The 23480-nt window shown below is 42.3% G+C and carries 14 protein-coding genes; all 14 read left to right on the plus strand.

Features of this window, described 5'->3' with window-relative positions; translation table 11 throughout:
• Positions 1-9 precede the first annotated feature (9 nt).
• The 14 genes from EA772_RS13705 (at position 10) to EA772_RS13770 (ending at position 23476) form a co-directional block, all read left to right on the plus strand.
• Positions 10-831: a hypothetical protein gene (locus EA772_RS13705; RefSeq protein ID WP_124913701.1), complete on the plus strand. Its 822-nt coding sequence runs from the start codon at positions 10-12 to the stop codon at positions 829-831.
• 450 nt (positions 832-1281) lie between these two features.
• Positions 1282-2616, plus strand: a complete 1335-nt coding sequence (locus tag EA772_RS13710) for a sugar porter family MFS transporter (RefSeq protein WP_124913702.1) — start codon at positions 1282-1284, stop codon at positions 2614-2616.
• Positions 2617-2626: 10 nt separating this feature from the next.
• Positions 2627-3550: a PfkB family carbohydrate kinase gene (locus tag EA772_RS13715; protein ID WP_124913703.1), complete on the plus strand. Its 924-nt coding sequence runs from the start codon at positions 2627-2629 to the stop codon at positions 3548-3550.
• A gap of 47 nt (positions 3551-3597) precedes the next feature.
• Positions 3598-6684, plus strand: coding sequence for a TonB-dependent receptor (locus EA772_RS13720; protein ID WP_124913704.1), 3087 nt, complete (start codon positions 3598-3600; stop codon positions 6682-6684).
• Positions 6685-6695: 11 nt separating this feature from the next.
• A complete protein-coding gene (locus EA772_RS13725; protein WP_124913705.1) occupies positions 6696-8411 on the plus strand; it encodes a RagB/SusD family nutrient uptake outer membrane protein in 1716 nt (571 codons plus the stop codon).
• A gap of 78 nt (positions 8412-8489) precedes the next feature.
• Positions 8490-10148, plus strand: a complete 1659-nt coding sequence (locus EA772_RS13730) for a DUF4980 domain-containing protein (protein WP_168187549.1) — start codon at positions 8490-8492, stop codon at positions 10146-10148.
• 600 nt (positions 10149-10748) lie between these two features.
• Positions 10749-11804 (plus strand): substrate-binding domain-containing protein, encoded by a 1056-nt coding sequence (locus tag EA772_RS13735; RefSeq protein WP_124913707.1) that lies wholly within the window; start codon positions 10749-10751, stop codon positions 11802-11804.
• A 289-nt stretch (positions 11805-12093) separates the two neighbouring features.
• A complete protein-coding gene (locus tag EA772_RS13740; RefSeq protein ID WP_124913708.1) occupies positions 12094-15327 on the plus strand; it encodes a SusC/RagA family TonB-linked outer membrane protein in 3234 nt (1077 codons plus the stop codon).
• Between the two features lie 116 nt (positions 15328-15443).
• Positions 15444-16958, plus strand: a complete 1515-nt coding sequence (locus EA772_RS13745; RefSeq protein WP_168187550.1) for a SusD/RagB family nutrient-binding outer membrane lipoprotein — start codon at positions 15444-15446, stop codon at positions 16956-16958.
• 94 nt (positions 16959-17052) lie between these two features.
• Positions 17053-18426 carry a glycoside hydrolase family 18 protein gene (locus EA772_RS13750; protein ID WP_124913710.1) on the plus strand — a complete coding sequence of 458 codons (1374 nt, stop codon included), beginning with the start codon at positions 17053-17055 and terminating at the stop codon, positions 18424-18426.
• Between the two features lie 4 nt (positions 18427-18430).
• A complete protein-coding gene (locus tag EA772_RS13755; RefSeq protein WP_124913711.1) occupies positions 18431-19405 on the plus strand; it encodes a glycosyl hydrolase family 18 protein in 975 nt (324 codons plus the stop codon).
• Positions 19406-19434: 29 nt separating this feature from the next.
• Positions 19435-20499 (plus strand): glycoside hydrolase family 5 protein, encoded by a 1065-nt coding sequence (locus tag EA772_RS13760; protein ID WP_168187551.1) that lies wholly within the window; start codon positions 19435-19437, stop codon positions 20497-20499.
• Between the two features lie 46 nt (positions 20500-20545).
• Entirely contained in the window at positions 20546-22114 is a 1569-nt protein-coding gene (locus EA772_RS13765) for a beta-N-acetylhexosaminidase (RefSeq protein WP_210405030.1), read from the plus strand.
• Positions 22115-22147: 33 nt separating this feature from the next.
• Entirely contained in the window at positions 22148-23476 is a 1329-nt protein-coding gene (locus EA772_RS13770) for a sugar MFS transporter (protein ID WP_124913713.1), read from the plus strand.
• The last annotated feature ends 4 nt before the right edge of the window (positions 23477-23480 follow it).

Genomic DNA, 23480 nt, shown 5'->3' on the forward strand with positions numbered 1-23480 from the left:
AACACAAGGGTGGCAAGATCGAAATCTTACCGCGGGCCGTATGAAGACTTTGGTGGCAATCCTTTATTAGCTGAAAACGAATTCTGGAGATGCATGGGGCATGGCACTTTTGCAGAATCGATCAACAGTAAATTCATTTATTTATATCACGCTTATAATAAGAAAGAGAATATTTTTGGAGGGAGGCAGGGAATGATTGCTGAATTGATCTGGCCCGGAAAAAATTCATGGCCGGTTTTGAATGCACAATCCGGCAGTGCGGAAAATCCAAATATAAATTTAACCTTTAACCGACCTTTAACCGAAAAGTTCTGGCAATGGGATTTTAGAAATTCATCCCCTACCATTTCTCAACTTGATGGGAATATCCATCTATCCGGTAGAATTAGTGCTGGCAATCTAAGTGGGATCGCACTGACGGTTCGTCCTGTATCAGCTCATTTCGAGGTATCTACAGAAGTAGTGAATATCAACACCGCGTTGAAAGGACTTGTTTATTACGGAGATGCAGGTGCCGCTGTCGGTCTGGGTGTTGCAGACAATAAGGTCGTATTCTGGAAAGTGAAAGATAAAAAACTAAATATTGCGCGATCAACTAACCTTAGAGAAAAGGGGCCTGTAAGGCTGAAAATGAAAACTTCGGCTGATTTAAGTATTCAGGCTTATTACAAAATCGGTGCACAGAATTGGAAAAAATTGGAAGCTTATAATCCTATCGATGTTTCATTTTTGCCACAGTGGGACCGAAGTCCGAGAGTAGGGCTCAATTTCAACGGAACGCAGAAACAAAAGGCCTCCTTTTCATTCTTCAAATTAGATTATATCCCTTAACATTCACCTTTAAGCATTGTTACACACAAGTCTGAGATCCTAATTCTCAGACTTTTTTTTTGCGTCCGCCCAGCATGAAAATCGACTATAGGGTTAGAGTCCCCGACCTGCTTAGCAGTGGGAAGTGGTATCTAAAGGCAAGGGTGTTGTGAGAGGACAGATAGAGAACTAATCCCTGTCTTCCTACTCCATTTACGCTGTAAATCTTAAATTGACCAAGATACGATGTCTCTGTTTTTATCACCAGTAACTACAAAAAAACCATCTCTGTAATCATACCATAAGGTTCAAGTAACCTGACCTAACTTTTTATATCAGCTTATTTTTAAAGTTCTGATCGTCAACATTTTAATATATGTGCAACAATTGAAGTTTTTGATATAAAATCAATGCTGGAGTTTAGAATTCCTGACTACTTTGGAACCATACTAATTACTCTAACCGAATCATATGAAAAAAAATTCTGTCATGGCATGGTCCATGGTCGTTGCACTTGGGGGCTTTCTTTTTGGCTTCGATACAGCAGTCATTTCAGGCGCTGAAAAATCCATACAGGAATTCTGGTCGCTTTCAGTTTTTCAACACGGGTTAACCATTTCGATTGCCCTGATCGGTACCGTTATTGGATCTCTGTTGGGCTCAAAACCTTCAGATAGTTTTGGAAGGAAATATACCCTAATATTTGTTGCTGTGGCCTATTTGCTTTCTTCTTTAGGAACAGCATTGGCCGATAACTGGTATCTGTTTCTCGCTTTCCGTTTCCTGGGTGGCTTAGGCGTGGGCACTTCTTCCGTTACGGCTCCAATCTACATTTCAGAAGTGTCGCCAGCAGAAAAAAGAGGACAATTGGTTGGGCTTTTTCAATTCAATGTTGTTCTTGGGATTTTAATCTCATACTTATCCAATTATCTGCTAAGCCAATCGGGAGAACATTCCTGGCGATGGATGCTGGGCGTTCAAGCGGTACCCTCATTGGTTTTTCTGATTCTGATTCGCTTCATTCCAGAGAGTCCAAGATGGCTTATTTTGAAAAAGAACGAAACGGTTAAAGCATTGGCGATTTTGAAAATCATTAATCCATTGAACTGCGAACAAGAATTAATCAACATTCAAAAATCAGATCAAAACAAGCTGGAACAAAATACCCAGAGCAGTAAACTTTTCTCGGGCAAGTACAATACACCGATAATGTTAGCGGTATTGTTTGCATTCTTTAATCAGGTTTCTGGCATCAATGCAATTATTTATTATGCACCGCGTATTTTCGAAATGGCAGGATTGGGGCAGCATTCCTCATTGCTTTCAACTGTCGGTATCGGGCTTGTCAATTTTATTTTTACGCTGGTCGCAATAAACTTTATTGATAAGATTGGCCGGAAAGTACTCATGCTTGTTGGCTCAATTGGATTGATTATTTCCTTATTCCTCATAGCCGGAACTTTTTACCTCAACATTCAGAGTGGCCTTGCAATACCTATTTATGTAATGCTCTTCATTGCTTTTTTTGCTTTCTCTCAAGGAGCAGTTATTTGGGTATTCATTTCAGAAATTTTTCCAAACCAGGTGCGGGCTAAAGGACAAACCTTGGGGAGTTCGACGCATTGGGTAATGGCAGCAATTATTGCTTTTTACTTTCCATACCTCACTGAAACGCTTGGAGGTGCTATAACCTTTACTTTCTTCGCAGTCATGATGATTCTGCAACTGATTTTTGTCTGGCGAATCATGCCTGAAACTAAAGGCAAATCTTTGGAACAAATCGAATCTAACATTATACTTCACTAATAACAAAACGATGCAAAACAACAGCACAAACACACCAATGATCTGTTTTGGCGAGATTCTCTGGGATGTGCTTCCTGATGGTCCCCAACCAGGAGGTGCGCCGATGAATGTGGCTTATCATTTATCTAAATTGGGTATCAAAACCGGTATCATAAGTAGCGTGGGAAAAGATAACAAAGGAGAAAAGTTGTTAAATCTGCTGGATTGCTGGGGGATCGATCGTAGTTTGGTTCAAATCAACACGGAGCAAAACACGAGCCAGGTGGTCGCAAAAACAAACAATAAAACTGAAGTTATTTATGAGATATTATTCCCGGTAGCCTGGGATTTTATTAAGGCAGAAGAAAATGCCCTGGCGCAAACCTGGCACAATCAATATCTCATTTACGGCTCATTGGCATCTAGAAATGAAGTGTCATTGCAAACACTTCTGGGGTTAATGGATACTCCTTCAATAAAAGTAATGGATGTAAATCTGCGTTATCCCTTTGTAAAACATTCCATTTTGGAAAAGTTAATGACCCATGCAGATATTATTAAACTGAACGACAATGAGCTTGATAAAATCCAAACAATTTTTAACGGCACTTTTGGTCAGGAGTCTGATAAAGTAAAATTCATTCAGGATAAATTCGCTGTGCCGGAAATTCTAGTGACCAAGGGCGAGTTTGGCGGCTCATATTATAAAGAAAATGAAGCATTCCATCATTTCGGATCTGAAGTAACCGTGGAGGATACCATTGGTAGCGGCGATGCGTTTCTTGCCGGTTTTCTGGCAAATCATATGATTCAGGCACCAGCCAAACAAATGCTGCGGGAAGCAATTGCGATGGGTGGTTTTGTTGCTACCAAAAAGGGTGCATGCGCCGATTATTCATTCCAGGATTACCAAAACTTTAAGACCGAGCAGGAAGAAAAATACCTGATTTCCTGAAGGACTTAACGCTTATTAAACTAACCAATTTAAACCAAATATGAACCATGAAAAGAATCATTCTTTTATGCTTAACACTGCTGGCGGTAGTGTTAAGTACAAATGCGCAAATGCGAAAGGTTACCGGACGGGTAACTGATCAACAGGCAAAACCCCTTGAAGGGGTATCCATTGGCGTGGTAGAAACACAAGTGAACACCATGACTGATGAAAAGGGGCAATTTTCTATACAGGCTGAACCCGGACAGACATTAAAATTCAGCTATGTGGGTGCTGCTGCTAAAACGTTTAAGGTAGGGGCGGCAACTACTATTAATATGGAATTGCCGTTAGAAAACAATGCACTAAATGAAGTGGTGGTAACCGGTTACCAAAAAGAGCGTAAGAAAGATTTAACAGGTGCTGTATCCGTTGTAAACGTGAAAGAGATTAGGGATATCCCTCTGGGGAATCCGATCAAAGCCTTACAAGGCCGCGTTCCTGGCGTATTTATCAGTGCCGATGGAGCGCCAAATGGAGGAGCAAGTGTAAGAATTCGTGGAGTGGGAACACTTGGAAACAATGATCCATTGTACATTATAGATGGAATCCCGACCAAAAGAGGCTTGCAGGAACTCAATCAAAATGATATCGAATCTATTCAGGTATTGAAAGATGCATCTTCAGCAACCATTTATGGATCAAGAGCGGCGAATGGGGTAATTATCGTAACAACAAAAAGGGCCAAAGCCGGATATAGCAGAATTGATTTCGATGCCTCGCTTTCACTTCAATACTATAATTCAAAAATCAAAACTTTAAATGCCGAAGAGCGTGGAAAAGCCTATTGGCAAGCAGCGGTCAATGATCGGGCCAATCCAAATGCCAATCAAATTTATCAATATGAATGGAATGGCGATTTCGATAATCCTGTATTAGGCAGGGTAGTTATACCTGAATTTATTGATGCTGCAAAAACAATGCGCTCGGCAAATACCAATTGGTATGATGAAATTTCACAGACCTCTTTGCTTCAATCTTATAATATATCTATGGCAAATGGTAACGAAAAAGGAAACAGCCTTTTTTCGGTAAGTTACTACGACAATAAAGGTATTATCAAAGAAACAAGAGATAAAAAGCTTACTGGCCGATTGAATTCTGACTACAGTTTTCTGAATGGAAAATTGAGAATCGGCGAGAATTTTTCGGGAACGTATATGAAAGATGTACTGATTCCGACCGGCGATGTTACGGGTTTATCGCAAATCGTTTTCTCTATTGTTCCTGTAAACACCCTAAATGGTGGTTGGGGTGGACCGGCAGCTGGTATGGCAGACCGGCAGAATCCGGTAAGACTGATTCAGGATAATAAGCAGAATTACAATAACTTTTGGCGGGTATTTGGAAATGTGTATGCAGATTTCGAAATTATTCCAAAACTAAATTTCAGAACGAGTTATGCTATTGATTACAATGGAAATTACGCAAGAACACTTCGTAAATCTTATGTGTCCGGATTTTTATCCGATCCTTCGAATGCTGTAAACACCAATAGCAATTATGATGGAAACCGCATTTGGCAAAATACCTTAACCTACGCGATCAAAGAGGGTAAACACCAGGCAGATTTTTTGGTTGGTCAGGAGCAAATCAATACCATTTATCAGGGATTTGGTGCCAGCAGACAAGGCTTGGCGCTCGAAAATACGGACTATGCCTATCTTGATGCGGGCTCAACCAATAAAGACAATGGCGGTAACGGAACCAGTAGCGCTTTATTATCTTATTTCGCTAAGGCAAATTACACCTATAATGATCGATATTTATTATCGGCAACCATACGCCGAGATGGTTCATCCAGATTTGGTAAGGAAAATCAATTTGGATATTTTCCAGCATTTTCATTGGGATGGCGTTTGAGTGAAGAGGATTTTATCAAAAAATCTCTTCCGTTTTTCTCTGATTTGAAATTGCGTTATGGATGGGGTAAAAACGGAAACCAGGAAATTGCCAACAATGCAACTTATACGCTTTACTCTGCAGTTTATGGTACCAGCATCAATGGAAATTTTGATGCAGGTACTGCTTACGATATTGTAGGTTCAGGATCAGGGCAACTGCCATCAGGTTTTTCATTGATTCAACAAGGAAATAATACTTTGAAATGGGAAGCAACGGCTCAGCATAATTTCGGAGTGGATTTTGGCTTATTTAATGGAGAATTAACCGGTTCGATGGATTACTTTATCAAAAAAACCTCTGATATCCTGATCCGTCCAGCTTATCTGGCTGTAATTGGCGAAGGTGGATCCCGGTTTGCAAACGGTGCTTCGATGAAAAATACAGGATTTGAGTTCATCCTTTCATGGAACAAACAAGTGGGCAAAGATTGGAACATCAATATTACTGGTAATGCATCAGCTTACAATAATGAGGTAACCGAACTCCCCTCAGAAATTCTGACCTCTTATCCAGGCAATGGAACAGACAAAACGATTTTAGGCCGCCCGATTAACTCCCTGTTTGGTTATGTTGCTGATGGGGTATTTAAAAATACGCAAGAGGTAAACGCACATGCCACTCAGCCAGGAAAAGGTGTTGGTAGAATTCGTTATAAGGATTTAAACGGCGATGGTATTATTGATCCTTTAGATCGGGATTATATTGGTAACAGTGCCCCTGATTTTATCTATGGTTTGAATACGTCAATTACATATAAAAATTTCGATTTGTCATTCTTCCTGCAAGGCGTGCAAGGTGCAGATGTGAACAATGGCTACAAATATTTAACTGATTTCTCTTCCATTGCGCCAGGTGCAAACTTTGGTGTTCGCACTTTAGATGCTTTTACCCCACAAAATTCAGGGTCAGGTATTCCAGCGCTAACCCTGGTTGATCGAAATAATGAGGGCAGATTTTCAACTTATTTTATCGAGGATGGATCCTATCTGAAGCTAAGAAATATTCAGTTGGGTTATAACCTTCAAAATGCACTGAAAAAACTTAAGGTGCAAAGGGCGAGGGTTTTTATTCAGGCAAGTAATCTATTAACGATCAAGAGCAAAAGTTACACAGCTACAGATCCGGAAAATCCGGGAAACGCTTATCCAATTCCAGTAATTACCACGTTAGGCGTTAACGTTTCATTCTAATTTTAATTCAAATGAAAAAGTATATATACATTCTAGTTGCAACATTTCTTTTATCGGGTTGCTCAAAAGTATTGGATGAAAAGCCACAAGGCGTGGTTTCATCCGAAGATTTAAATACGCCTCAAAATGCTGAGAAAATGGTTATTGCAGCCTACGCAGGTTTAGGTAACGACGCATTTACCGCTCCATATAGCTCCATGTGGGCTTATGGAAGTGTTCGCAGCGGTGATGCATACAAAGGAGGCGATGGCCCCGGCGATGTTGGAGATTTCAATGCCTATGAAACATTTAACCTGAACCGTGTGGATATTGGTGCAACAGATGTAACCTGGTTTAGGTTGTATTTGGCCATTGGCCGTGTAAACGATGCGCTGAACAGGGTAAATAGTTTTTCGCCGGCAGAATTCCCCGCAAAAGAAATACGTCAGGGAGAGTTACGTTTTTTGAGAGGACATTTTTATTTCCTGCTGAAGATTTTATTCAAACGAATTCCCTACATGGATGAAACTGTTCCGAAAACGGATTACGACAAAATTTCCAACAGGGATTTGACTGATGAACAGGTTTGGGATAAAATCGTTGCTGATTTTCGTTTTGCGGGAGATCACCTGCCGGTAAATCAGGCGGACAAGGGGAGAGCAAGTAAGTTTTCTGCGAAATCATATCTGGCCAAAGTGCTCCTTTACCAGGCATACGTGCAGGATGATCAGAACAATGTAACCAGTATAAATGCTGCGAAATTAAACGAAGTGGTTACCCTTACTGATGAAATTACCAACGCTGGCAAATATAGTCTGAACGGAGATTTTGCGAATAACTTCTTGTCTACATTTCAAAATGGGAGTGAATCGGTTTTTGCTATTCAATATTCAAAAGATGATGGAACAGCCGATGGTAGATTGGATAATGGCCATTCATTAAACTATCCGATGAATGTAGAATACGGTTGCTGCGGTTTTCACAATCCTAGTCAGAATTTAGTTAACGCTTATAAAACGGATGCCAGTGGTTTGCCACTTTTTAGCACCTTTAACGATGTGAATACAGCCGCAGGAAATGATTTTACCACTAATTCCTTCGATCCAAGATTAGATCATTCAGTAGCAATACCAGGTCATCCCTACAAATACAAACCTTCATTTATTTTTCAGGTTTCCTGGACAAGAGCACCTCAAATTTACGGTCGTTTTATGAGTTTGAAGGAAACGGTTTTGCCAGATGATCCAGCTTTTAAAAAATTTCCACCATTTATGTCGAGCTCAAAAAACTGGGATATTATTCGCTATGCTGATGTGATTTTGTTCAGGGCGGAGGCCTTGATTGAATTGGGAAGATTTAATGAAGCGCTTCCGTTAATCAATAGCATTAGGGCCAGGGCTGGAAATAGCCTTTCTTTACTTAAACAAACGAACGGAAATCCTACTTCAAACTATAAGATTACTACTTATCAGCCTGGGGTAAATTGTACCTGGACGGCTTCCTTTGCCAGGGAAGCGCTTCGCTATGAGCGGCGTATGGAGTTTGCCATGGAAGGATACAGATTTTTTGATCTGGTACGTTGGGGCATTGCCGCGGAATATTTAAATGCCTATTTCAATGTGGAGAAAAACAGGGCTTCTCATTTAAGAGATGCTTTATTTAAAAAGAACAGAGATGAATATTTGCCTATCCCCTTAAACCAGATTAATTTTAGCAAGGGTTTATACAAACAAAATTTTGGTTGGTAGAATTTGCGAGCCCACCACTTCGAAGTCTCATTGAGGTGCGAATTTTTAAAAAATGGTAAATGAATAAATGAAATGATTATGATAAACACTTTAATTCAGCGTAAAACGCTATGGATTTCCATTATCTTGGTAGGATTTAGCTTAGTAGCACATGCAGCGGATATTACCATAAAAGTGAATAAACGATACCTGAATCTGCCAATTTCTCAAAAGCAGGACAGAAAGAAAATGGTATTTGAAATTAATGGAAAACAAGAGCGTTCTTTTGTGATTCGCTTAGCAAATGCAGAACCGGAATATTGGGTTTTTTGCGATGTTTCTACTTTGAAGGGCAAAACCATTAAAATTAATTGCGAAGGAGATGGAGCTGGCTTGAGCAAAATTTATCAGGCAGATGAAATTAGTGGACAGGATATGCTTTATAAAGAAGAAAATCGGCCACAGTTTCATTTTACCACCAAAAGGGGTTGGATCAACGATCCCAATGGGATGATTTATTATGAGGGAGAATACCACCTTTTCTATCAGCATAACCCTTATGAAAGGGAATGGGAAAATATGTCATGGGGACATGCGGTAAGTAAAGATATGGTTCACTGGCAAGAGTTACCAACAGCGTTATATCCAGATGAATTGGGAACCATGTTTTCCGGCTCAACGGTGATCGATTACAATAATACCGCAGGATTTAATAAAGGAAATACGCCTGCTATGGTGGCTGCTTACACTGCAAATACTGCAGATAAACAAACACAGTGCATTGCTTACAGTTTGGATAAAGGCAGAACCTGGACTAAATACACCAAAAATCCTGTGATCGATTCTAAAGCAAAGTGGAATAGTGTGGATACCAGAGATCCTAGGGTTTTCTGGTACAAGCCAGGCAATCACTGGGTAATGGTTTTGAACGAAAGGGATGGTCATTCCATTTACAATTCGACCAATTTAAAGGATTGGAACTATCAAAGTCATACCACTGGTTTTTGGGAATGCCCGGATCTATTTGAGCTGCCAATTGATGGAGATAAAACTAAAACCAAGTGGGTAATGTATGGCGCTTCTAATGCTTACATGGTGGGTTCTTTCGATGGCAAAAAGTTTACTCCAGAATCTGGCAAGCACTATTATGTAACTGGAAGCATCTATGCGGCGCAAACTTTTACAAACATTCCAGAGGCAGATGGCAGGAGAATCCAAATTGGATGGAGCAGAATTAGCCATAAAGGCATGCCTTTTAATGGTATGATGCTAATGCCCACAAATCTTGAATTAAAATCGACCAAAAATGGCGTTCGTTTATTTAGTGAACCTGTAAAAGAAACAGATCAGCTTTTTACGAGCGTAAACAAATGGACTGACCTAAAAGCCGAGGCAGCGAATGAAAATTTAAAAAAATACAGTAACGAAGGATCATTGCGTATTAAAACCAAAATCAAACTTTCTCATGCCACAAATGCAGGTATCAGCTTAAATGGGCAGAAAATTTTGGATTACGATATGAATTTTAACCTCGTTAACGGCACATTTTATTCTCCCGAGGATATGACAAGCATGGAAATCAGTGCAGATATTTATATTGACAGAACTTCAATTGAAGTTTTTATTGACGGCGGTGCCTATTCTTATTCAATGGAGAGAAAGCTTGATATAAACAATAAAGATGGATTGAAATTTTGGGGGACTAACATTGATGTCAAAGATTTAGAAATTTTCTCTGTAAAATCGGTTTGGAAGTAATAAATATGAGCCTTTCGCTTCCCACAGCACGGCAAGAAATATGAATTGAAGACAAATTGTTATAGAGGTTATTTTTGTTATGAAAGGGTTCACTTTTTCGGTAGCGAAGTATTCAGACGGCATCCTAGGGTAGCGCTGCGGTTGGTAAATTGCTTGAACCGATGATTTACAACAATGCACTAAGGCATTGAAACTAGGATGCAAGAACCAGGCTCTGACCGTTAAAACAGATCACTTACATTGCCTTACTTATTATTCGACGTATCATCTGTATCAACAATGGGTCATGGAGTATTGAAGTAGATTGATCTGGATAAACGGTCGGACGCATCTGGGCGTTTAGCAAATAAAAAAAAACGATTGCTGTATGATATATACTTTGATTAGTAGGCAATCCAAACAATAATGCTGCATACTTAAACGGGTCACGCATATCAAACGCTAATTCCTAGATTAATTTGTAGAGCGGGTGAAAGAAATGATATTATGTGCTGAAATCATAAACTAACTTGAGAAGATTATTTAATTTCCAGTAACAAATTATGCCTGATCTATTAGATGATGTCTAACTATTCTTAATATTCTATACATTTGTTTGGCATGAAAAATGAAAATACCTCAGGGATAAAAGAAATCGCACGAAGGGCTAATGTTTCTATTGGTACAGTTGATAGGGTAATCAATAACAGGGTTGGAGTATCAAAAAAAACAAAGGAAAAGATCCTCGAGATAATAGCCGAACTGGATTATCAGCCTAATATTATGGCCAGGATGCTAGCCTCCAAAAGGGTGATCAGGATAGCCGCGCTGATACCTGCAGTTTCCAGTGAAACCGGCTACTGGAATGCCCCGTTGAACGGGATTAATACTGCGGCAGCAGAAATAAAGAATTTTGGTGTGTCCGTGGTGCATTACTTTTTTGATCAGAACTCCAAAGGGACTTTTGTTGAACAGGCTAACGCAGTGCTTACCGAGGCCTACGATGGTGTATTGCTTGCGCCGATGTTTGAAAATGAAGCTATAGATTTCCTTGCCAGGTGCCGTGAAAAAAAAATACCTTTTGTGCTGATCAATTCTGATCTGGAGAATGAGTCAAGGGTTGCATATATCGGACCTGATCTTTTTCAAAGTGGTTACCTTGCTGCCCATCTTACAAAATATCTGATAGGAAAAAAGCAAAGGGTTTTGATCGTCAATATATCCAGAGAAATCGATCTTCATCACCATTTACTAAAAAAAGAGGAGGGTTTTAGAGCTTATCTCCATAAGGAACAATCGGATATTGCCATCGAAAAAGTTGATATCAAGAAAACCGATTACAAGTCCCTACAAAAAATACTTAAATCATCTCTATTAACTAATCGGCCTGATCTTGTTTTCGTAACCAATTCGAGGGTGTCTTCAGTTGCCCGTTTTTTGAAAGAGCATCATATCAAGGGAATCAAACTGATTGGGTATGATTTTCTGGAAGAAAACATCTCTTACTTAAAAGATGGCGTTATAGATTTTCTGATTTGTCAGAAGCCGCAGGAGCAAGGCTATAAAGGTTTAATGACCATCTACCAGTTCTTATTGGGCAGCTTACCCGGCAATGATACTGAATACATGCCTATAGATATCATTACCAAAGAGAATTATTCCTATTATAAAAATTAGAATGACAGCGTTCTCTGAAATTTTATTTGACAAATAATTTGTTTTTTAAAATTATCTGAATATATTCGTGTACGTTAACGAAATTAGTCAGAATAATTTTTAGAGCGGGCATCGTTGAAGTATTCAAGTTACTTCAATTTTTTTGACTGTTTTTCGTGTACGTTAACGGAGGTGTTTTATTCGATAAATTTATCCCAACCAAATAAATTTTCGATTTTAACAGCAACACTTCCATAGGGCAAGACAACAAACAAAACTATCAACCAACTTAAACCAACAATCTATTAAAATGGAAGAAAACTTAAAAACGACCAAGGTCTTTTACGGTTTTATTTTCCTGTTGCTACTATCGATTTTGCCAGGGTATGTTTTTGCCCAGGTATCATCTTTTAGCCAGACGGGGATTATTGCTGATCAGAACAACATCAAGTTACCGTCAGTTACGGTATTGAACAAAAAAACAAAGCAATCTGTTGTATCAAATGTTTCAGGCGGATATTCCATCAGAGTGAACACAGGGGATACGATTCAGTTCAGTATGACCGGTTACCGTCTTTTGACAATGACCGCTAATCCCACTCGCAAAAGCTATAACGTGGTGTTGAGGGAAAGCGTGGAAAATCTGAAAGATGTGGTAGTTACTGCACTCAACATCAAAAGGGGGGAGAAGGAACTCGGATATTCCGTTACCCAGGTAAGTGGGGACGATATCAACAAAGCGAAAGAAACCAATGTGATCAACTCATTATCCGGAAAGGTCGCAGGCCTGGTCATCAATAGCGGTGCCGGCGGTCCGGCAGGTTCTTCCCGGGTCATCATCAGAGGAGCAACCAGTATTACCGGTAATAATCAGCCTCTTTATGTAATTGATGGTATTCCAATGGACAATTCTAACTATGGACAGGTTGGTACCGATCAGTTCGGAGGTGGTGTGGACATGGGTGATGCTATATCGGCCATCAATCCCGATGACGTCGAAACCATTACGGTGTTAAAAGGCCCTGCAGCAACCGCGCTGTACGGAAGTCTGGCAGGTAACGGGGTGATATTGATCACGACCAAAAAAGGAACAAACAGTAAAGAGCTGGGCATTGATTTCAACAGCACCAATACTATTGAGACCCAGCTGACCAAATATGATGATGTGCAGTATCTATATGGGCAGGGCAGAAATCAGCTCATACCTGTCGATCAGGCACAGGCTTTCAATAGTCTGTTTTTAAACTTCGGCTCAAGACTGGACCCTGGTGTGAACTATGTTGGTTTTGACGGGGTAACCAGGCCCTATGCACTGGTGGAGGATAATATTCAGAATTTTTTCCGTACCGGATCATCCTTCAACAATACGATAGCCCTTTCAAGCTCCACAGAAAATTCAAGTTTCAGGTTCTCAGCAGCAGATTTGAGGTATAAGGATATCGTACCCACCAGTGACATCCGACGAAATACTTACACATTTTCCGGACGTTCGAAGTTTGGCAGTAAGTTCTCCCTGGACGTAAGGGCAACTTACTTAAATGAGGATGTAAACAACAGGGCAGGATTAGGAGACTCACCTTCCAATATCGGTATGAACTTCAATGGTCTGGCGAACAATATTGATCAGGAATTATTCAAAACAAATTATAAGAATGCCCAGGGGGATTACCTGGATTGGGGCGGTGGACAGTTCCGCATCAATCCGTACTGGGTGATCAATGAAATGTACAACAAAACGAACAAGGACAGATTGACCGGTGCACTAAACGCGACCTATCAGTTTACAAAAGCATTCAGCATCAATGCAAAGGCTGCTACGGATATTACATTTTTGGATTACGAAAGTTATCGGCCAAGAACCACCCCGGGTGCTCTGGGAGGGCAGCTTGATCAGGTTAATCAACGCTATACCACCAATCAGGTAGAAGTTTTGGCCAGTTATACCAAACAGGTAAGCAAGGATTTCAATATTTCTGCAAGACTAGGAGGGAGTATCAATGACCGTATTCGTAAAGGTACCAATTCCTCATTTTCCAACATGATCGTTCTGGATGCCATCAGCGCAACGAGTTATCTGGACAAGGTAGTGGTGCCGAATGATATTCCGCGACAGATCCGTTCAGTTTACGGTTTGGCAACGGTAGGGTTCAAAAATTATTTATTTCTGGATGCATCCATCAGACGTGATGAGTCCTCCACTTTGCCTGAGCAAAACAATACCTATACTTATCCGTCTTTATCATCCAGCTTTGTATTTACCGATGCCTTTAAAATCAAAAGCAATATCCTGTCGTTTGGTAAGTTAAGGGCTTCAGTGGCTGAGGTGGGAAATGATACTGATCCTTTTTTGCTGGATCTTTACTACTCGTTAAACCAACTACCCTTCAACGGCGCTTTGAATGGTAAGGTTTCTTCCAGAGTAATACCGCCACTTGACCTGAAACCGACAAGAACCAGGTCATATGAGTTTGGCACGAATCTGAAATTCTTTAAAAACAGGATCAACTTCGACGCTTCATATTATACTTCGGATTCAAGGGATCAGATCAATATTGTTCCGGCAGCGTTATCATCAGGTTTTCCTCAACAGTTGATCAATGCCGGGGTAATTTCGAATCGCGGTCTTGAGCTGTTGCTCTCGGGAAGCCCGTTGTCTGCCAACAGTCAGATCAAGTGGGACATGAGCATCAATTTCGCAAGAAACATTAGTAAAATCAAATCACTGTCTGATCGTGTTGGGCAATATTTAACCTTATCCGAGGCCCGATGGGCAGGTTTACGAGTAGTGGCCAAGCCGGGAGAACAGTACGGCACGATGATGGGCTATGATTTTTTAAGGGATCCAAACGGAAATGTAGTCCTGAATTCTGCCAGCTTGCTGCCGATAATTGATCCACAGATGAAAGTTTTGGGAAAAGGCGTTTTTGACTGGACAGGAGGCTTTACAAGCCGCGTTTCTTACCGCAATTTTTCTTTGAATGCTGCTGTGGACGTAAAGTATGGCGCAGACCTGTTTTCCATGACCAATCTTTTCATGCATGCAAGAGGATCTGCCATGGCGACCTTGGAAGGCAGGGCAGAATGGATCGCCTCGGAAGAACAGCGTATTGGCGAGAAAAAAACCGCCGCCCAATGGCAAGCCGAGGGGCGGGTAAGGGGATTTGTTCCACAGGGGGTGATCAATACCGGAACTGCAACAAACCCGGTATATACCACCAATACAAGGGCGATGGATCCAACGCTTTACTGGCAGACTTTCGCCACAGATGGATCCAATATCGCAACGCCATTCGTCTACAAGGCCACTTACGTGAAACTTAGAGAGCTTACCCTTACTTACACGCTTACGGCAGCTTTCAGCAAACAACTGGGAATAAAGGGTGCTTCCTTTGGCTTAGTGGCCCGAAATCCTTTTATCATATACAAAGATGTGCCGAACGTGGATCCGGACTCCAATTACAACAATAGCAATGGACAGGGACTGGAATATGGTTCGCTGCCAACCCGCAGAGGATGGGGCTTTAACCTGAATGCGAAGTTCTAAGGAAAGATATCAATAATGTGTTACACGCCAACAAAATAATAATGATGAAAAATATTACATATATCCTGTTGTTCATGCTCACCCTGGGGGGGCTTGGATGCAAAAAGTTTGGGGATATGAATACAGATAAAACCAGATCCACTTCTCTTGATCCGGCAGCTCAGCTGATGTACGCCCAGGTGTACTTTTCTGGAGATCTTGGAATACAGGAACGCACAAATTACTTTATGCTCATTCCCATGATGCAACAATTTTCAGGTGCATTCAACATGAGCTTCGGTGCAGTGTACAAAAAAACACCAAGCTACTTATGGAGGATGTTTGATGAAAGTTATCCAAATGACATCCTGAATATTGTGGATGCAGTGGAACGTACCAAGGGCGTACCGACTAAGACGAACTTAAACGCCATGTGCCGTATCATGAAGGTCTATACTTTTGCTCGCCTGACCGATATGTACGGAGATATTCCTTATTTCGAAGCGGGAAAAGGATATGTCGCAGGGGTCATTAGACCAAAATACGATGCCCAGAAAGACATCTATAATGATTTTCTTAAGGAACTAACGGAAGCTTCCACTCAACTTGATGCTTCAAAAGATCCGGTACCTAATGAATACTTCTATAAGGGCAATATTCCTGCATGGAAGAAATTCGCAAACTCACTTCGCCTGCGCCTGGCGCTTCGCCTGGCCAAAAGGGATCCGGAAAAAGCAAAAACTGAAGTCCAGGCGGCCTATGCTGCAGGTGTTTTCACAAGTAACGCGGATATCTGCATGACCAGACATGAAAACATTCCCAGCAGTTACCAGGATCAAAGACCTAACGGAATTTCCACGGCCTGGAACGTCAAAAATGAAATGGGCAGGGTGGTTAATACATTCCTGAACGCCTTAACGAGCACCAATGATCCAAGGGTCAATGCGCTGATCAGATGTTACCGGGAATTCAACCCCGTTGCGCCAACAAGATTTTTGGAACGGGAGGACATCACAGCACAGGTAAGGGCGAAAATTGGTCTGGTAGGCGGTGTCCCGGGAGCATACAACTCAGATAATGTATTGAGCACTACTGCAATCGTATTGGCCAACGGGACTTCTTATACGCCGAGAAGCATCGATCTGAAGCCTCAGCTTAATCACAATCTGCTCAGAAACGATGCGCCTTTTTTTCATATCACCTATGGGGAAGTTGAGCTTTTGCTTGCTGACGCTACCCAGCGTTTCGGTCTAAATTTAGGCGGCAGCGCGCAGGACCATTATTATAAAGGGGTAGAGGCTGCGATGCAGCAGTTGAGCTTATACCCAAGTGGTCCGGTAATCACCGCGGCAGAAATCAGCAATTTCAAAACTGCCAATCCACTGATTGCCGGGAGAGAATTGGAGCAGATCAATACACAATTGTGGATTGCTTTACTGTTGAATGGAAACGAAACATATTCTAACTGGCGCAGAAGCGGTTTTCCGGTGCTCACCCCATCAGTAACCACTGAATCAATGTCGCAAACCATTCCCCGAAGATTCGAGTATCCGCTAACAGAAAAACAGCAGAACACGGATAACATTAATGCAGCCATTCAGATCCTTGGCGCAGACGACTGGACCAGACGCGTTTGGTGGGATCAGGAATAAGCGAGGTCGTAAATGAATCATAATAATTCCCTGTAAAAACAAATTACAATCAGCACTCCATGCCACTTTAGTGGTGATAATAAAAAATTCAAGAATGAAAACATATAAAATAATTGCCTGTATCTTATTTTCACTGATGCTCTTTATTGGATGTAAGAAGGATGACGCGGCTTCTCAGGAAGAGGACAACGTGTTTTCCCCGAGGATTATTGGCGGAGATGTTCCATCGATTTTTCCAAATCCCAATACCACTCAAGTATTGGATGTGGGAGAGAAAGTTGACTTCTCTCAGGTACAATTTTCGCCCACAGGTAAGACCACTGTGGTCTGGAAAGTAGACGATGTGCAGGTGGCAACAGGAGAAAAGTATATTTTTACAGCCGCGGCTGTTGGTGATCACAGAATAAAAGTAGAGGTGAGCTATAACGGCACCACGGTGAGCAGGTATAAGGACGTATTTGTTCTGGCAGGAGCGGGAGCAACTTTTACTCCCAAAACATTTACAAAGGTAACCATGTCCTATCTTGGAGAGAATGGCGATATCAGCGCTATGAACTGGAGCAACGTTACCCATGTTACCTTCAAGGCCGGAACAGTCAATGCGGCCGGAATTCTGGATTTGTCCAGAGGGGAGACCGGGCGGAAAACACAGGAGATCGCCACAAAGGCCCATCTCAATGGCGTTTATGCACTTCTGGGAATCAGTGCCACCCTGTCCGCCAATGGCTGGAATGTTTATGACAGCAATACTTTTGGCACAGCACTGAAAAATCCGGTACAAAGGGCCGCGATGGTACAGGATATTAAAAAATACCTTACCGACAGAAGCCTGGATGGCGTGGATGTACTGATGGCCGATGTCGGCAATACAGTGGAGGCCACCACAACGGCAAACATGGCGGCGACGATTCTTTTCATCAATGAGCTGCGCGGGGCACTGGGGGCAGCAAAAATAATAACACTCACTGTTCCGGTCAATTATACGCACAGCAATTACACCGCGGCTAATCTGGTTAATGTGGACTGGGTAAATGTTCGCGCTTTTGAAAGCGGCCTCAATACCGGTGTCGGCAGACCATTGGGCAATCCTTCCGGCTATCAGTACATGGTTGCCAGCGCAGAAATCTGGAAAGCCAAGATTCCACTCTCCAAACTTGTAATCGGTATCCCGGCAATGGGACTCAGGTACACCGCTGTGGACGCCAATGGCAATAACCTCAATTTTACTTCATTCAATTATATTCCCTATAAAGACATTCTGGCCCTTTCTGCAACTGCTTTTGACAAAGAAAAGCTCGATTTAACGCCAGCGCCGCTGGCCATTTATTATAACGGGGTGCCGCTGGTGACACAAAAAGCACAGTATATCAAAGCCAACAACTATCTGGGGGCTTACTTATGGCAGGGTGACTTTGATGTTAACGGCCCCAACTCACTCACCCTTGCGATCAGCAATGCCTTAAAATAATCATATGGGAAAGCGCAATATCATTACCTTTTTGATCCTGGCGGCCTGGGCATTGCCCGGCCGGGCCACCGCTCAGTTTAAGATCGTGGGCTACATTTGGTCCAGGGCCAACATGGTTCAGGATCTGAAAAAGATTGATCTGGATAAAATCACTCATTTAAACATTGCCTTTATCAATCCTGATCCCGAAGGCGAATTCAAACCTGTACCTGGCCTGGATTCGGTCGTGAGGATTGCGCATCAAAAAAAAATAAATGTATTAATGTCCTGTGGTGGCGGGAGCAGTCACGCTTATTATGCGAAGCTGCTCTCCGATGGTTATAGAAGTTCGCTGATCAAAAATTTTATAGCGGTGCTCAATCAGTATAATCTGGATGGGATTGATGTGGATCTCGAAGGCGAGGACATCGATATCAATTATGAATCTTTTATCGCGGGCTTAAGTAAACCATTGCGCAAACGCGGGAAACTCCTGACTGCTGCGGTAGCCTGGTGGACAAGAGAGAAAATGACCGACCGTGCACTTTCTAAGTTTGACTTCATCAATATCATGGCTTATGATAAAACCGGCCCATGGAAGCCGGAGGATCCAGGGCAGCATTCCCCTTATTCTTATGCGGAGGATCATCTTGCATACTGGCAAAATGAACGGGGTCTTAAAAAAGAACAGCTGAATATAGGCCTCCCTTTTTATGGTTACGGGTTCGGAGAACTCCCAGCCAAAGACAGGGCCTTTAGGCAGATCTCCTGGCAGGATGTTGTCAGCAAATATCCGGGGCGAATGGATGATGATGAAATTATTCTTCCTGACAACGGTGGAACCATTTACTATAATGGAAAAGAGACCATCAGGGCAAAAACACAATTGGCCATGAAAGCAGCGGGAGGCGTCATGATCTGGCAACTGCTTTATGACAGTTTTGATGACCATTCACTTTTGAAACTTATAGACCGGACATATCAATCAGGTATGAAATAAACTCATCCGCGCATAAATAAAATATGAAAATGAAAAGTACAATTTATCTAATAAGCTTGTTGGTCCTGACTTCTTTCTCCTGCAAAGGAAATGAAACGACAGCACCCGATCAAATGCAGGAGCAAGTATCGCCTGCGAAAAAAAGCAATGCTTTTACCGTGAACGGTCGGTTAAAGCTGTCGGGCACAAACATGGTCAACCAAAAAGGTATACCCGTTCAGTTAAGGGGAATGAGTACTCATGGGCTGCAGTATAGGGGCAATTGCTACAGTGAACAATCCCTGAATGTGTTGATGAATGATTGGGGAGCTGACATTTTGCGCATTTCCATGTATGTGCAGGAAGGCGGATATGAGAAGGATCCTGTAAAGTTTACTGCCTTTGTGGATGATCTTGTCGAAAAGTGTTTTAAAGAAGGTATTTATGCACTGATAGATTTCCACATGCTTGATCCGGGTGATCCGAACTACAACACCGATCGCGCAAAAGTCTTCTTCGAACATGTCTCTAAAAAGCACTCAGCCAAAGGCAATGTTATTTATGAGATCTGTAATGAGCCCAATAATAAACAGCTCGACGTGACCTGGGCCGTTATCAAAAGATACGCAGACCAGATCGTGCCCATCATCAGAAAGAACGACCCGCAATCCATTGTGATTGTAGGAACTCCAGAATATGCTTCCAGACCTGATCTGGTCATTGGCAATAAGCTGGCCTTTGAAAACATCATGTACACCATGCATTTCTATGCTGCCGAGAATTTCCAAAGCAATCATCAGGGCAGAAGAATGGGGTATGTTGCCAAAGCAATTGAAAACGGAATTCCGGTCTTTGTCACTGAGTTCGGTACGCAGAACGGGTGGGGAGATGGTGAGAATGATTTTGATATGTCGGCCAAGTGGCTGAAGTTTTTGGCCGATCATAAAATTTCCTGGTGCAACTGGAATTATTCCGACAGTCCCCTGAGTGGTGCGGTCTGGAAAACGGGCACCTGTCCCAATGGGCCGTGGACAGATGATAATCTGAAAGAGTCAGGGAAATGGATTAAACAAAACCTGATCTCGCCGGTGGACGAATGGAGCAAAACGCCATAGTTTTTCCTAAATTGACAAATCTTACCGCATTAGAAACTTTATATATATGATTCTCTCCTTAAGCCCCGGACGTATAGCCAGCACGCTTCTTTGTTTTTTTCTCCTTCTCGTAAATATTGCAGACAGCGCCGCCAAGGCCAACCCACCACTGAACGCAGATTTTAAAGTAAAGGGTTTTCATCTGGACCTCAGGATTCAGGTCATGAAAATGCCCGCCCTGAAGGAATTTGCAACTAAACTCAGCAAAAATGGGATTAATACCCTGGTCATGGAATGGGAGGCATCATATCCTTATCAGAAACACCGCATCATCACTGGCCGTTATGCTTATACCCGGGAGGAAATTAAATCATTCGTAGCCTATTGCAAGAAGCTGGGCATCGACGTGGTCCCGCTCCAACAGAGTTTTGGGCATGTTGAATACATTTTGAGGCACTATCGATACAAAGAACTAAGAGAAGATCAAAAAGATTTTTCACAGGTCAACCCATTGAGGGAAGAAGGTTGCAAAGCATTGTTTACGGATTTGTTCCAGGACATGATCTCCACGCATGATTCTCCATACATTCATATCGGGGGCGATGAAACCTACCTGCTTGGCCGCTCTGAAGAGTCGAAAAAGAAAGTGGCCGCGGTTGGAAAAGGACGATTATACGGGGACTATCTGAAAATGCTCTGCGATGTGGTGGTGGGTTTGGGGAAAAAACCGATTGTCTGGGCAGACATCGCTCTGAACTATCCGGACGCTTTAAAGGGATTGCCCAAGGAAACAATTTTTGTAGACTGGAACTATGGCTGGGCACTGGACCGGTTCGGAGATCATCAAAAACTGGTTAAAAGTGGTTTTGAAATATGGGGATCACCCGCAATTCGAAGCCATCCCGATAACTATTTTCTAACGGACTGGATCAAACACCTTAACAATATCACCTCTTTCATTCCGCAGGCGAAGCAGCTGGGCTATCAGGGAATTGTGATGACTTCCTGGTCGACATCAGGGTTATATTCCAGTGTGCTGGAATCAACAACAGACCTTGCGGATCTTCACGCCATCAGAAGGGTTTATCCGATAAGTGGTTTCAATTTGCTTATTTCCGCCTATTTTGAACAGCTAAAAGCTCCGGGGACATTTGATGGGGCAGCATTTATTAAAAAATACAGCGCTGAAACCTATGGTTTCAATGCTCAGAAATCAGATGTCTTCTCCAGGGCGATCACGCGTACTCCCATCGAGGTCAATGAAGGCAAGACTATTTTCTCGGGGTTAACGATATCGACCCTGCTGGACAGCGCTAAAAAAAGCACCACCGAACTCAGACAGCTTAAACCCACTCAGAATGTAGAAGAGTTCAGTCATTATGTGCTCATGAACGATATCAGGGAGTTTTACTTAACCTGCATTTGGATAGAGCACGAAATGAATCTTCCCGCTTTTACTGCAGCAGATCTGCCGCGGCTGCATAAGATTCTGCGCAATTTAAATCCTGATGAGCTTGATCAAAGATTTGCCAAACTGAACCAAAACCTGCTCTTCAGGGAAGAGATCGAAGTGGAGAACCGCTACAGGAACGAAAGGTTCGATTTGCTGAAGATGAAGCTTTCCCAAACCCATTAATTTTACAAACACAAAAATCTTTTAGAGACGTAAATGGCTATAGAAAAACTGATACAGGTTTCTTCACTGAGCAGGAGAGACACCCTTATTTCCATCGGCATCATAGGGGTGCTGTTCTTTATATTCGGGTTCGTAACCTGGATCAACGCCATCCTTATACCTTTTTTTAAAATCGGTTGTGAGCTCAATAATTTTGAATCTTACCTGGTTGCTTTCGCATTTTACATCGCCTATCTGGTCATGTCGCTTCCGGCAGGATTGCTGCTTAAAAAAATAGGCTTCAAAAAGGGGATGATGTGTGGATTCTGGACCATGGCCCTTGGCGCGATGATTTTTGTGCCTGCAGGGCTTACCCGGACTTATCCGCTCTTTTTAACCGGTCTGTTTACCCTCGGTATTGGACTGGCGATCCTTCAGACGGCAGCCAATCCTTACATTACCATACTGGGACCGAAAGAAAGGGCTGCCCAGCGTTTTAGCATCATGGGTATCTGCAATAAACTCGCAGGCATTCTGGCGCCTTTGCTGTTTGCAGCTGTTATCCTGCGGCCGGAAACCGACAAAGCGTTGTTCCAGCAGGTTGCCTTGATGGAAGGTGCTGCCAAAGAAACGGTATTGAACGAAATCATTGGACGTGTCGTGGTGCCTTATGGCATCGTGGCGCTCATACTTCTGCTGCTGGGTTTTTTTGTCCGTTTTTCACCATTGCCCGAAATAGATACCGACCAAGAAGATGGACAGTTGAGCGCGGATAATGCCGAGAAAAAAAGTATTCTTGATTTTCCTCATCTTGTCCTGGGCGCGATCGCAATTTTTTTTCACGTCGGCTCCCAGGTCATTGCGGTAGACAGTATCGTAAATTATGCCTCGCATCATGGCATGGCCTTTATGGAAGCGAAAATCTTCCCCTCCTATACCTTATCCGCGACAATTATAGGCTATCTGCTGGGCATTACTTTAATCCCAAGATTTATTTCCCAGCTTACCGCGCTAAAGATCTGCACTTTGCTGGGCATATTGCTAAGCTGCTGCATCCTGGTTTTTCAAAAGCAGGTCGTACTGTTGGGGCATCGTACTGATCTTTCAGTCTGGCTGATTGTGCTGCTGGGTTTTGCCAACTCAATGATTTGGGCGGGAGTATGGCCCTTAGCGCTGAACAACCTTGGCCGATTCCTCAAAACCGGTGCCTCATTGCTCATCATGGGCCTATGCGGAAACGCCATTATGCCATTGCTATATGGTTATTGGGCTGACCATCATGGTCTTCGTGAAGCCTATTGGGTATTGATACCCTGTTATCTATATCTTATTTTTTATGCTTTTTATGGGCATGCCTTCAAAAATTGGAGATTTCAAAAGTGATCCT

The organism is Pedobacter sp. G11, assembly GCF_003860265.1.
Taxonomy (GTDB): domain Bacteria; phylum Bacteroidota; class Bacteroidia; order Sphingobacteriales; family Sphingobacteriaceae; genus Pedobacter; species Pedobacter agri.

Bases quoted from the DNA above. Each gene is read 5' to 3' on its own strand.
- EA772_RS13710 (WP_124913702.1), top strand. From the start codon at position 1,282: ATGAAAAAAAATTCTGTCATGGCATGGTCCATGGTCGTTGCACTTGGG.
- EA772_RS13715 (WP_124913703.1), top strand. From the start codon at position 2,627: ATGCAAAACAACAGCACAAACACACCAATGATCTGTTTTGGCGAGATT.
- EA772_RS13720 (WP_124913704.1), top strand. From the start codon at position 3,598: ATGAAAAGAATCATTCTTTTATGCTTAACACTGCTGGCGGTAGTGTTA.
- EA772_RS13725 (WP_124913705.1), top strand. From the start codon at position 6,696: ATGAAAAAGTATATATACATTCTAGTTGCAACATTTCTTTTATCGGGT.
- EA772_RS13730 (WP_168187549.1), top strand. From the start codon at position 8,490: ATGATAAACACTTTAATTCAGCGTAAAACGCTATGGATTTCCATTATC.
- EA772_RS13735 (WP_124913707.1), top strand. From the start codon at position 10,749: ATGAAAAATGAAAATACCTCAGGGATAAAAGAAATCGCACGAAGGGCT.
- EA772_RS13740 (WP_124913708.1), top strand. From the start codon at position 12,094: ATGGAAGAAAACTTAAAAACGACCAAGGTCTTTTACGGTTTTATTTTC.
- EA772_RS13745 (WP_168187550.1), top strand. From the start codon at position 15,444: ATGAATACAGATAAAACCAGATCCACTTCTCTTGATCCGGCAGCTCAG.
- EA772_RS13750 (WP_124913710.1), top strand. From the start codon at position 17,053: ATGAAAACATATAAAATAATTGCCTGTATCTTATTTTCACTGATGCTC.
- EA772_RS13755 (WP_124913711.1), top strand. From the start codon at position 18,431: ATGGGAAAGCGCAATATCATTACCTTTTTGATCCTGGCGGCCTGGGCA.
- EA772_RS13760 (WP_168187551.1), top strand. From the start codon at position 19,435: ATGAAAAGTACAATTTATCTAATAAGCTTGTTGGTCCTGACTTCTTTC.
- EA772_RS13765 (WP_210405030.1), top strand. From the start codon at position 20,546: ATGATTCTCTCCTTAAGCCCCGGACGTATAGCCAGCACGCTTCTTTGT.
- EA772_RS13770 (WP_124913713.1), top strand. From the start codon at position 22,148: ATGGCTATAGAAAAACTGATACAGGTTTCTTCACTGAGCAGGAGAGAC.